The sequence below is a fragment of the Oceanobacillus chungangensis genome, assembly GCF_003369565.1.
GTDB lineage: Bacteria > Bacillota > Bacilli > Bacillales > Amphibacillaceae > Oceanobacillus > Oceanobacillus chungangensis.
This window is the reverse complement of sequence record NZ_PIOD01000025.1, coordinates 163,287-175,987: the sequence shown is the minus strand read 5'-3', so window position 1 is coordinate 175,987 and position 12,701 is coordinate 163,287. Positions and strand designations below refer to the sequence as shown.

Annotated in this window: 10 protein-coding genes; 2 read left to right on the top strand and 8 right to left on the bottom strand. The window is 37.7% G+C overall.

Annotation, left to right across the window (positions count from 1 at the left end; genetic code table 11):
* Window positions 1-252: 252 nt before the first annotated feature.
* The 4 genes from CWR45_RS17040 to CWR45_RS17025 form a co-directional block, all read right to left on the bottom strand.
* Window positions 253-1,983: a phospho-sugar mutase gene (locus CWR45_RS17040; protein ID WP_115751042.1), complete on the bottom strand. Its 1,731-nt coding sequence runs from the start codon at window positions 1,981-1,983 to the stop codon at window positions 253-255.
* A 276-nt stretch (window positions 1,984-2,259) separates the two neighbouring features.
* Window positions 2,260-3,612 (bottom strand): tripartite tricarboxylate transporter permease, encoded by a 1,353-nt coding sequence (locus CWR45_RS17035; RefSeq protein WP_115751041.1) that lies wholly within the window; start codon window positions 3,610-3,612, stop codon window positions 2,260-2,262.
* Window positions 3,609-4,043 (bottom strand): hypothetical protein, encoded by a 435-nt coding sequence (locus tag CWR45_RS17030; RefSeq protein WP_115751040.1) that lies wholly within the window; start codon window positions 4,041-4,043, stop codon window positions 3,609-3,611. The genes CWR45_RS17035 and CWR45_RS17030 overlap by 4 nt, the downstream gene beginning before the upstream one ends.
* Before the next feature lie 395 nt (window positions 4,044-4,438).
* Window positions 4,439-4,828 carry a hypothetical protein gene (locus CWR45_RS17025; protein ID WP_115751039.1) on the bottom strand — a complete coding sequence of 130 codons (390 nt, stop codon included), beginning with the start codon at window positions 4,826-4,828 and terminating at the stop codon, window positions 4,439-4,441.
* Window positions 4,829-5,293: 465 nt separating this feature from the next.
* Here CWR45_RS17025 and CWR45_RS17020 point away from each other — a divergent pair, with 465 nt between their 5' ends.
* Window positions 5,294-6,583, top strand: coding sequence for an MBL fold metallo-hydrolase (locus CWR45_RS17020; RefSeq protein WP_115751038.1), 1,290 nt, complete (start codon window positions 5,294-5,296; stop codon window positions 6,581-6,583).
* 3 nt (window positions 6,584-6,586) lie between these two features.
* On the top strand, window positions 6,587-6,853 hold the full coding sequence (locus CWR45_RS17015; protein ID WP_115751037.1) for a DUF3006 family protein: 267 nt from the start codon (window positions 6,587-6,589) through the stop codon (window positions 6,851-6,853).
* 244 nt (window positions 6,854-7,097) lie between these two features.
* Here the strand turns inward: CWR45_RS17015 and CWR45_RS17010 are convergent, their stop codons facing one another.
* From CWR45_RS17010 to CWR45_RS16995, 4 genes are all read right to left on the bottom strand, one after another.
* Window positions 7,098-8,141: a C39 family peptidase gene (locus CWR45_RS17010; RefSeq protein WP_115751036.1), complete on the bottom strand. Its 1,044-nt coding sequence runs from the start codon at window positions 8,139-8,141 to the stop codon at window positions 7,098-7,100.
* Between the two features lie 101 nt (window positions 8,142-8,242).
* On the bottom strand, window positions 8,243-10,108 hold the full coding sequence (gene asnB / locus CWR45_RS17005; RefSeq protein WP_115751035.1) for an asparagine synthase (glutamine-hydrolyzing): 1,866 nt from the start codon (window positions 10,106-10,108) through the stop codon (window positions 8,243-8,245).
* Between the two features lie 214 nt (window positions 10,109-10,322).
* The gene (locus CWR45_RS17000; RefSeq protein WP_115751034.1) at window positions 10,323-11,627 is read right to left on the bottom strand and encodes a uracil/xanthine transporter; all 1,305 of its coding nucleotides are present in this window, start codon (window positions 11,625-11,627) and stop codon (window positions 10,323-10,325) included.
* 48 nt (window positions 11,628-11,675) lie between these two features.
* Window positions 11,676-12,533, bottom strand: coding sequence for an HAD family hydrolase (locus tag CWR45_RS16995; protein WP_115751033.1), 858 nt, complete (start codon window positions 12,531-12,533; stop codon window positions 11,676-11,678).
* Between the last annotated feature and the right edge of the window lie 168 nt (window positions 12,534-12,701).

The following is a 12,701-nucleotide window of genomic DNA, read 5'->3' as shown; positions in this document are numbered from 1 at the left end:
CTGTTGGAGCGAGCAATGACCAGTTTGAGTCCTTACCCATGGAAGTAGAGCGTTAACGATTAAGATAGAGCACTCTTACTATTAAATAGAGCACTTTAACGACCAAAGCTTAGCGCATATCCATCAATAGAACCCACTCCAAGCACAAAGCACTTGCCCTTCAATAAATGATAGTCTCATTAAAAAATGGTTAGCGATATGCCATCGCTAACCATTTTTGATTCGATAAAATTCGAGAAGTGACAGGCACCTCTACTTGCTTACTTTTTCCATAACTGCGTCTTTCAATTCTGCTAGTTTATTGTTGCTTGCCTCTAAGGTTTCACCTTTTACACCGAAATAGAATTTAATTTTCGGTTCAGTTCCAGATGGACGAAGGCAGAACCATGACCCATCAGATAATTGATATTTTAATACATTTGATTTTGGCAGGAGGATTTCTTCTTCTACATTATCCCCTACTAAAATACGTTTACTTGTTTGATAGTCTTCGATTACAGAAACTTGTTTTCCTGCAATCTCTTGTGGTGGGTTATTACGGAATGCCATTAAAATCGTATTAATTTTTTCAATTCCATCTTTCCCTTTTAATGTCAGTGATTGTAAGCCTTCTTTATAGTAGCCGTATTGCTCGAAAACTGCTAGAAGTCCCTCGTATAAAGTCATGTTTTTCGATTTATAATAGGCACCAACTTCAGCAAGGAGCATACATGCTTGAACTGCATCTTTATCACGGACGAAATCACCGATTAAATAACCGTAGCTTTCTTCATAGCCGAATAAAAAGCGATGTTCTCCGGATGCTTCGTATTCTTTTATTTTTTCACCGATAAACTTAAATCCTGTCAATGTATCAATCGTCTCTAATCTATTTGCAGTTGCAATGTCACGACCTAGTTCAGACGTTACAATTGTTTTTAATACAACGGCATTATCTGCAAGCGTTCCTTGCTTCTGCTTTTCTGTAATCAAATAATGTAGAAGTAATGCGCCGACTTGATTTCCAGTCAACACTTCATATTCCCCTTCACTATTACGGACAGCTGCGCCTACTCTGTCTGTATCCGGGTCTGTCCCAAGCAGCATATCTGCATCAAGTTTCTCACCATATTGAATAGCAATTTCAAATGCTGCGTGCTCTTCCGGGTTAGGTGATGTTACAGTTGGGAAGCTCGAGTCTGGCAGCTCCTGCTCGTCAACAACTTGTACATGTTTAAATCCGAGTGCCTTCAATCCTTTTCTTACAGGGATATTTCCGGTGCCATGTAAAGGCGTATAGACAATTTTAAAATCATCTGCAACCTGTTTGATTACATCTGGATTAACATTTATCGTTTGCAATTGTTTTAAGTAAGCATTGTCAACGGTTTCCCCGATAATATTCAGGATTCCAGCAGCTTTTAACTCTTCCTCGCCACCAACTTCAACTTCTAATTCATTTTCTACTTCATTCACTTTTTCAATAATTTCTTCTGCTACGGCTAGAGAAACCTGAGCTCCATCCTCACCATAAACCTTGTATCCATTATATTCTGGCGGGTTATGACTCGCTGTAATAACAATTCCACTATACGCATGTAAATATCTTACTGCAAAAGAAAGTTCTGGCGTGGAACGTAGTGATTCAAAAACATATGTATGTATTCCGTGTTTACCAAGTGTTTTTGCCGCTTCCATTGCAAATTCAGGTGATTTAAAGCGTGAATCATATGCAATCGCTACTCCACGATTCTTCGCTTCCTCACCATGTGCTTCGATGTACCTGGCAAGCCCTTCAGTTGCCTTACGGATAGAATAAATATTCATTCGGTTTGTACCTGGGCCAATCTCTCCACGGATTCCACCTGTGCCAAATTCAAGCGTCTTATAAAAACTTTCTTCCAATTGCTTAGAATCATTCTTTAATTTCTCAAGTTGATCCTTCAATTCTACATCCAGGTCCTCAAATTGTTTCCATTTCTCGTAGTTCGTTTGCCAGCTCAACACATAACCCCCATACTAAAATTATTATTTTCTAAATATTATCTCAATAACGATTCCTACATTTATTATACTAGCTAGTATGCATTAAATCAAAGAAATATCTGAGTGCCTGTCACTTCCCGAAATATGTAGAAAACAGTCGAATAAACTGCGTTCCTAGACTGATTAGAACTCATAAGATCAGAAAGTAAAAAAGCCTTGGTATTTTTTAAATACCAAGGCAGATTAATTCTATTCATTCGACAAAACTCGGGAAGTGTCAGTAAATACCTTTAATCATCCGAGTAATGTCGTGATCATCCAGCTTGAGCCGTAGTAAATCATAAACTGTACCCCAACTCCTAGTCCGAGGAAGCGATTCAGCATACCACCGACTACTGCTACTGCGAAAGTGACAAGTACTCCGGTCAGTTCCCCTTCATAAAACGCCAGTAAACATACAATACCAATAAACATGCCGATAATTGCTTCTTGGTTCACTTTCTTCATTATAAACACTGTTGCCTTTCTTGCATAATTCATGGAAAATGGATAGGCAATTAACGTTGCGATTATGAGCCCAATTAATCCGTAGACAAGGAAATCAATCGGTTCAAGCATCGTATGTAAATTATTAATCGGCTCCGTCGAATACACTGGTGGAGCATTAAATAGTGCGGAAGCAGGTCCTAGTGTAACTGGACTGAGCGGAATCCCAAATGCAACTAATGGAATGATTGTTTCCGCAACATACGTTGATTCCGTTACACCGTTCATCGTTGCTAGGCTGCTAGTTGCCTTTTTGTATTGACCTTTTATCCTCGAGCCAATTAATTCACCCATTAGTGACGTCATTCCAACTGGGCTTAAAGCAAAAGTGAAAGAGGACAGGAAGGAAGTGCCAGCAACTTGTCCTGCTTGCTTTCTCGTTAATACTTTAAATGGGTTTGGAAAATAACCCGACCATGCCTTTTTCTCTGGAGCAAGCTTGTACTCATTCATTTCCTTCTTTTCTACCATTGGCCGAGCACTTCTCGATGTTGCTAGTAATAAGTCAATTAACATCGGTCCGATCGCTATTCCTAAAAAGAAACTAATTGAGAGTGATTTATCCAGAATAGTTGAACTAATTAATCCTAACCCTTGGAAAATAAGCGCAACTGGGAGTATAAGTAAAACACTTACCCAACGACCTTTTGAAAAGTAGCCAATCAGAACTGCCGCTGCAGTAAAGATAATCCCTGAGTTCTCCTGGAAGAATTCCCCAAATTGACTAAGGAACATCGCAAATAATAAAGATATTGGCAGGGCAATAAATGCACCAATTACACCACCAGAAATCATTTTTCTTAGTGCAATGTGCGGAAGTCCAATTCTTCTTAAAAAATTAGCATGCTCTAGCATGGGCGCTGCTAATGTATCACCCGGAACCCCCATTAGTGCAGTGGGAATTGCATGGGTTAAGTGCTTAGCTAAGATTGCCGACATAAAGAAAGCAAACACGGCCTCTGGCGGTGCGCCTAATAATACGACAATTAGTGTGAAGGGCACTAAAACGGCTGTTTCATCTGATCCTGATACGATACCAATCAGTGTAAACAGCACGCCCCCTATAATAGCGAAGATAATCGCAATCATTAACGTACTCAATTTTTAGGATCCTCCTTTTCTGCAAGATACATCTCCGCAATTCCGAGTTCTTTCATTTCCTTATGTAATACCGGATCATTCAAAATTGCAATTCGTTCTTCAGCTAAATCAAACTGTAATTCATCATATACCTCTTTTAATTCCTCACTTGTATTCGCCGATTCACTTAGCGTACGCTTTGGTTTGAACAAAAGCGCATTTACAACAAGTCCCACTAAGCTACCTGCAATCCCAAGCAATAAGGAATAAGACTGTACCATTGTTTCCGGAGCAAAACGAGGGAAAATGTTTTTTCCGATTAAAAATGCCCCTAAACTAAAAATCAAACTAATACAAATAGTCGCTATCAAATGTTTATCATAAACCGTATCGCCAATAACTTCCACATACGTTCTTGACTGATTTTTATTAACATCATTTTTCGCATCCATCTTTAATTACTCCTTTAAATAAATTCACCAAAATAATTCTACATTAAAAGGGGGTGCCTGTCACTCCCCGAGTTCTGTCGTTAAATGTCGATAGAAAAGATGCAGAATCGGATGATTGGGGATTCATCCGAGCTTACGTCTTTAATTTAATTTACAGTTAGCTAACCCTTTAATATACCGTATCACCAAATCCAACAGTACCTTCTCTACCAAATAATGTGCGGACAGCAAACAACTAAGGATTCCTGCCAATCTGACTCATTTTTCCCATTTCCTTGTGTTAGTATGTAATTTAAAACAAACTCAGTCCACTGCAGGAATTTTTACAGGAAAGTAAGTACAGCGCCTTCTCGCACTCGATTAATATCCATATGACCATCCATACAATCTTCAAACTATTCTCCCTTAAGACGATTCAACCGTTGTTTTAACTGCAATGCTTTCTTATTCTCTAGCTTTGTTTTCTCATAATCTATCAAAATATGTTTTATCCCATCTTCTTTCAACGTAATTTGAAACCACGAATGAACTCGGCTGCCTCCTGGAAGATTATGTTCAGGTACAACTATTTCCATATCTAATTCTTCAATAAGAATAACTGCTCTCTCATCGCTTTTCCAGCGATCGAGAAATCCAAAAGTGATAACTTCAGTTTCGTCCCTCGTCCCTAAAATTGTTCCGAACATCCCGTACTCTACTATTATTAATATCAATAATAGTGCACCAAATAAAAATAGAACCTGTAAAAAATTTGCTAATTTGCTTTCTTTTAATTTATGCTTCATCTGTTTTTTCCTTTGTTTTATCGTAAATTCCTCAGCTTCAACATCTATCTTCCAAATACAAGAAGCAATCTCTTATGGTATTATTTGTTTCACTTGATGAAACAAATGAAGGGATATTTTATAATCAATCTCCTCATGAAAAAGCGCACCCTGTCTATTTCCGCGGGAAATGATATGGTAAAATGAATAAGGTAACAATATACGTCTCTTCCTAGCCATATCAACTCACCTTTAGTTTTAATCTATTAATTATTTGTTTCTAAGATAAAATATTCAACTCGAAAATGCAAAAGTGGAAAACTTAATTAACTGTGCCCTTTTAGCTGTAATAATTCGATTTTGTACTATGGCAAAAATTAATTATTAATAGACCACGAGCCTAGAAAATTAAATTCATAGATATTATCGACAAGAAGAATTGACGAAGTTCAGGAAGTGACAGGCACCTAAGGAGGTACACAACTATTGAAATTAATTTTCTCTATCATTCTCTCTGTTCTATTAGTTGCTTGTGGCCAAGGGGTTGAACAGGAGGCTGTGTCTGAAAATCCTCTCGACGAAGCGAAGCCGCAGTCAGAAGAAACTGAAAATAGTGAGGAAAAAGAGACTGCAGAGGAAGCATCTAACACGGAGGCTACTTCAGCTACTGCAGAAATCCCAGCAGCCTCACAAACAAGTGAAGAAACGAGTAGTAATGCAAATCTAAACGAGCTAAAGGTCCATTACATCGATGCTGGCCAGGCAAATGCCACATTATTTCAGTATTCAGATCAACAAGATTCCTACACGATTCTTTATGACACTGGTGATTGGAATCGAAATGAAGTTGTGAACTATTTAGCAAACCAGAATATCTCAACTATCGACTTAATTATCGTTAGTCATCCAGATGCTGATCACATCGGGCAATTAGCAGAGATTGTAAGAACATATGATACCGGTGAAGTATGGCTTTCAGGAAATGAAAGTTCATCGGAAACTTTTCAAAATGCAATTGAAGCAGTTATTGCAAGTGATGCAGACTATCATGAACCTAGAACTGGAGAATCATTTGATATTGGACCACTTAAACTAGACGTTCTTTATCCAACATCGATTTCTGGCAAAACGAACGAAGAATCGATTTCCATTCTCTTTACATATGGAAATACGAAATTTCTCTTTACTGGCGATGCTGGTAAAAGTGAAGAATTAGAAATGATTGGTACTCGTATTGATATCGAGGCAGATATTTTACAGCTTGGTCATCACGGTTCGAACACGTCAACTGACAAGGCATTTCTTCAAGCTGTCAGTCCTTCTATCGCTATTTATAGTGCTGGCTTAGACAATAGCTATGGTCATCCAAGTCAAGAAGTTGTCTCCACGGTTCTAAATGAAGGAATTGAACTTTACGGTACAGATGTAAATGGCACGATTATTGTTACTACCGATGGGGAAGATTATAGTATTGCAACTAACAAGGACGGTACTATCAGCCCTTCAAGTACTGGTTCAGCAAATACTTTTAATGAAGATAATAATCTGAACGAAGAAAATGAAGAAACTACGACAGGTGTAGCTTCATGTATCAATATTAATCGAGCATCAATTGACGAAGTACAAGCAATCATTCATATTGGACCCGAAAGAGCACAGGATTTATTCGATATGAGACCGTATGATTCTGTGGACGGACTCTCCCGTATTAAAGGAATTGGTCCTGCAAGAATTACTGATATTAAAAATGAAGGAATAGCTTGTGTAGGAGGGTAAAGGATGAAAGGTATTCTAGATCGCTTTGAGGGTGATAAAGCTGTCATATTAATTGAAGAAATAAATGAGGAATTCATTATTCAAAAAACAGAATTACCGTCTGGAAGCGAGCAGCAGACGATATTCGATTTGGAAAAAGCAAATGACAGCTATAAAATATTAGCTATTGACGCGTCAACAACAAACGCGGCTGCGGAAAAATCAGCTAATTTGATGGATAGACTAAGAGCAAATAGCAGCGGGAGTAAATTTATAAGAAATAAAAAATAAAATCGGCTATCCAAATTGGATAACCGATTTTAATTAGAATGAAGTTGATCACGTTCGCTAGTTGTGGCTTTGGAATTTATTATCTAGCTTCTAACTATGTCTGACCTCTTTGCTTTGCATGGTCATTCCAGGTCTGTAACATAAACGATTCTACCTGTGATACCTGTGCTCCGACCAGCACATGAACGTTCCAGCTCAAGCATCTTTAGCCGGTCTCATATCCACTTCAATACATTGCTCAATCTTAATACACAACCATCGCATGCCCACCAGCCTGCTCATAAATACCAAACAAATGATCCGCTTGATATGTGACATGCCCTTTCAGTGGGTCCATCGCAAACACCGAATCATCATTAAATCCAGTTAACACAACGGTATGCGAATTTGTTGGTACTTTAATCTTTTCGTTTGTCCCTCTAATATGCCAGGAATAATTAACACGTGGCTCTTTCATGTCAACAGTCGTCCAAATAATAACCGGAATACCCTCAGAAAGTAGATTATGAATATCTTTTTTTGAACTTCCGCTAATATTTCTTGCCGAATGTTTTCCCTCACTCTCAGCGAAATAACGCTCTGCTGTCTTAACGATTGGTTGTGCATAAGTAAAAAATCCTTGCCCTTTACTTCTTGGATTACCTGCATAGGCCTGATATGGGTCTGCACCAAAGAGTTTATTATTGGACCGGGTAAATGCAACCTTAGGCATATATTTATCTGCTAATTCCAGTTTATTTGTTTTATACCCATAATAGTTGAGAACCGTCGCAAGTGCAGTTACCTCACAACCATTTGGCAGTTCCGGAGTTTGTAGAATTGATTCTACAGGGAGTTTAACCGCTGTAACCACAATATCCTTTTCCGCTGTTCGTTTATATTCCTTGATAAAGCTTGGAACATCATTTTCAATCGTAATTCTATTATTCTCGATGCTGAATATCAGCTCATGTCGCTCGGTATTCAATTGATACGGCTTTAATACATTTGTTTGCTGCACATAATAGTTATGCCCCAAAGGTAATAAACCAGTAGTAGCGACCCCATCAATAGATGTTTCGATTTCCTCTATTACTTCATTCGTTTCTCCGTCTATGATTTGAAATCTACTATTTTTAATTGGATAGCCATGTTGAACATCAACACTAACAACCGTCAATACCCCACTGTCCTGTTCTAAAAAGTCTGCAATCATCGCATAAACTTTATCCCCTTGTGTACCTACAATAAAGATTCCTAGGAAAAGCAGGAAAAAGAGAATGGAATTTCGGATAATCAATTTAACCATGCAATGCTCCTTTATTGCACTTTAAGCAGATAAGCCCGTAAACATACTTACTTGCTTATCTGCTACACATAATCATAAACCTTTAATATAATTAAATAAATCTACTTTGTAACATTCACATCTTCATCGATAAAGAATCGTTTATACCAGATTAGGAAAACATAGGCAGTCCAAACATAGCGTGCACGATTTGCCTTTCCAGTGTAATGTTCATCTAGATAGCCAACAAGTGTCTCTGTGTGGAAGAATTCTTTTGTATATTCTGCTTCAAAAACTTCCTTCACTCGCTTATAATATTTCTCCTGCTTGATCCAATCTCTAAATGGAACAGGGAAGCCAACTTTTGGTCGGTTTGCCCATTCGTCAGGCAATACTTCATTTGCAGCTTTACGTAAAACGTATTTTGTATCTTTGTCATTTACTTTTAAATGTGCAGGAATTTTTGCAGCCATTTCCATTACTTCTTTATCCAAAAATGGCACACGTAGTTCGATTGAATGCGCCGAGCTCATTTTATCTGCTTTTAATAATATATCTCCCGGTAACCAGTGCTTCATATCGATATATTGTTTTTTCGTTACTTCATCTTTTCCTTTAACTTTCAGATATGACTCTCGAACGACCTCAATTGGTGATGGACCTTGTTTATAGCTGTCTTGTAATACCATTAAAGCATCTTTTTCTTTGTATACTTTCGCCTCACCAATAAATTGTTCTTCAACCTTAAGCCCGCCTTTGACTAAGAAGTTCGTGATTCGATTCTCAGGCAATGCTTTACTAATGTTTGAAGCAAGGCGACGCAGGAAGAATGGAATCTTCTCATACTTCTTCTCCGAATTGGTCTTATCATACCAAGCATAACCACCGAATATTTCATCTGCACCCTCACCAGATAAAAGTACTGTCGCATGCTTACTAGCTAATTCAGCTAAGAAATAGAGTGGTACTGAAGACAGATTTGCTTGCGGTTCGTCCATATGATACTGAATTGTTGGAATAGCATCAAAAAATTCATCAGCATCGATAACTTTCTTATGATTTTCAATGCCAAGTCGTTTCGACAAATCTTCCGCTAGATTCGTTTCATTGAACACACCTTCATAATCTTTAAACCCAACAGAGAACGTTTTGTCAGGCTTTAATAATGCAGTGATATAGCTTGAATCAACACCTCCGGATAAAAATGAACCAACTTTTACATCACTAATTCGATGGTAATTGACAGATTCCTCCATCGTTTCTTTAATTTTGTCAACATAATACTCGAGGGTATTCTCTTCTGCATCAAAATTAATATCCCAATAAGAGTTAATCTCCATTTTCCCATTTTTATAAATCATATAATGACCAGGTCTTAATTTATAAACGCCTTTGAAAAACGTTTCATCTAATGCGGAATATTGGAAAGTTAAATAAGGTTTCAGTGAATCCTTATTCAATTCCTTCTTAAACGCCGGGTGCTTCAAGAATGTCTTTATCTCTGAACCAAAAATGAATGAGTTATCGGTTGTATTTTCTGTATAATAAAGCGGCTTGATTCCAAAAAAATCACGAGCAATAAAGAGATGATCTGCTTTTTTATCCCAAATTGCAAAAGCAAACATCCCTCTTAGCTTTTGTAAAATATCAATACCATACTCTTCATAACCATGGATGATAACCTCTGTATCACTTTGGCTTTTGAAGGTATGTCCTTTTGCAATCAAATCATCCATTAATGAGTGATAATTGTAAATTTCCCCATTAAATATAAGTGCAATTGAGTCGTCTTCATTGTACATTGGCTGGCTTGCATCTGTTGATAAATCAATAATTTGCAGGCGTCTAAACCCGAGCGTTACCTCTTCATCTGAAAAATGCCCATCACTATCAGGGCCACGATGCCCTATCGTGTTCATCATATTCTCTATAACTTTATTATTATCTATATTTAGTTTACCATTTGTAAATCCAACAATACCACACATTACATAATCTCCTCATAAATCAAATATAATATTATAATACTATATTTTGACGGTTTGTGTATAGTGTTTTAGGTGTCTGTCACTTCCCGATTTCCGTCAAGTTTTGACAGCGTATTTTAGATAATCTAGTAGCTGGTTTAAAAATTGCCTATCTATTGTTCGCTTATTGAATGTATAATGCGGTTATTTCTTAGTAAATGGTGAAGACTTAACATTACTCCCCAAACCGATCCCAGTCCACAAAACCTTCCAACAAAATCGCCAACATTATTCCCACCAAAAGCCCATTACTTACCAATGGTCGAACGATGCTCGGTATCGTTGTAAAATAACTAGCAGGCATTGTCATAATAATAATCCCAACGAATAGCGGAACCGCTGAACGGTATATATTCATCGTGTTAAACTTGACCTGCTTGAAGAAATCCAAGGAAGAATGAAAAAGCAATACATAAGATACGAATAATACCGCACTCCCCACACTAAGTGGTAGATTTGAAAAAAATCCACCAACTGGAGGAATTAGCCCCATCAATAAAAAGAGAAATCCACCAAGTACAAACGTGGTTCTTCTAATGTCCCCTGTTTGCTTAAGGAATCCGATTGACGAAACATATGGCGAGTATGGAACAAGACCGAGAAAGCCAGATATCCCGGATACAGCGCCTGTTATTGTAAATGATGCCCGGTACTGCTTGCTTGTCGTCTCACTTTTATATATATTGTCTGTGCCTTTAAGCGCGCCAAATGTATTGGCAATATTTAATAATCCAGTTAAAATTATCGTGAGGATGATTCCAATGTGGATTGTCGGATTTCCAAATGGGAATAATGTAATACTGAACTGCGAATCAGCTAGCCCTGCTGATGTTTCCGAATCAAATAATAATATGTACAATAACCAACCGGCGATAATACCAATTAACAAACTATAGCGCCGCATACTTATCCTTGCTTTGATATTGATGAAAATTATCATGGCGACAATGAAAATCGAAAGTAAAGCAACAGGCAGCTGAATACTTCCCGTGTCCTCTTCATTACCAAAAGGAATTCCAAGCATTCCCTTCATAAAAATCCCCACGAGCTGTGCCCCTAGTAAAAACATAAATACACCCATTACTGCTGGATTAAATAGCCTAGCGAGATATGTTCCAAGACCTGATAACCCTATAATAACGGTAATTACTCCTGAAATAATTATCCCGACGCTAATGCTTCCCCCTAACTCTCCTAGCGTCATACCTTGTGCAGATGCCGTCATTACAAGTGTCAAAATTACGCCCCACCAAAGTCCCGACTGCCCCTCCATAACTGCTCGTCCGTGTCCGATTAATGCTTGAAGCATACATGCAATTCCAGTTACGATAAATGAAAGCTGCAATAGTGAAACAATGCTTTCCTGTGGAAGCTCAAATGCTTCGCCGACTGTAATCGGGATGACGACAATATTTGTAAAAATAAAGAATAACCATTGGATGCCCGATAACCAATTATTTGCCTTAATTAATTCCTTCATCGTTTCACCAGCCTTTTATTAACAAACCTAATTTCGATAGAAGTACATCTATTTCTTTAGGACAAATTTACGAAGTCCGAATGCGACCCCATCTTCATCACAGCTTTTTGTAATATATGTCGCTTGTTTCTTCACGATTTTTTCCGCATTTCCCATGGCAATGCTCATTCCAGCAACTTCGAACATGGATAGGTCATTTAAATTATCACCGATTGCCACTGTGTCTTCTAAATCTACGTTAAAGTGGTTGGCAATAAATGTTAATGCATTCCCCTTACTTGCATTTAGATTACCAATTTCTAACTTCTGAACCCCAGAAGTTGTTAGTGAGATATCCTTCCGACTTGATAATCGATCCTCTAATTTTGAGAGTCCTTGCTGATTAAATGATAGGACGAAAATTTTATATACCTCTAATGGCTCATAATCAATATCATGATAATTTGGTACATATGTAAGTCCATTTTGTTTAAATTGAATGTCTATAATCTTATTTCCTATTACCTTCGCAAAATCAGCATCTTCATTCTGTAAGTGCTGTAGTTCCTGCTCAAGAATATTCCTTCCCGCTTCCTCCACATATACCCCTTGATTCGTATAGATTTCAAAATATAATCCATTTTCTTCAACAATTTCTATTAATTCCTTGATAAGCTCCGGCTCCAAGTATAGATTTTGCAGTACTACATCGTTATGAAATATTATTGCCCCGTTACCAGTGATAATTGGGCAGTCCAGTTCAGCATCAAGTAGAATTTGCTTCGTGTCATGAAGCGAACGCCCTGAAGAAATGATCACCTTATTTCCAGCTTGTTGCACGGCTCGAACTATCTTACTATTTTCTTCAGTAATCGAACCATCCTCTGCTAGCAATGTCCCGTCTAAATCGATTGCAATTAGTTTCATTAAATTGCCTCCCGGTAAAATTTCATTTGTGTTTATTGTACTAATAAGCAGGGAAATATTCTATCAATTACCTTTCAGTGTGATCGTATGTATTACTCTTAATGGGTGAACCCTGAATATTCGACAAAACTCGGAAAGTGACAGGCACCTCCTAAAAAGGGTATGATA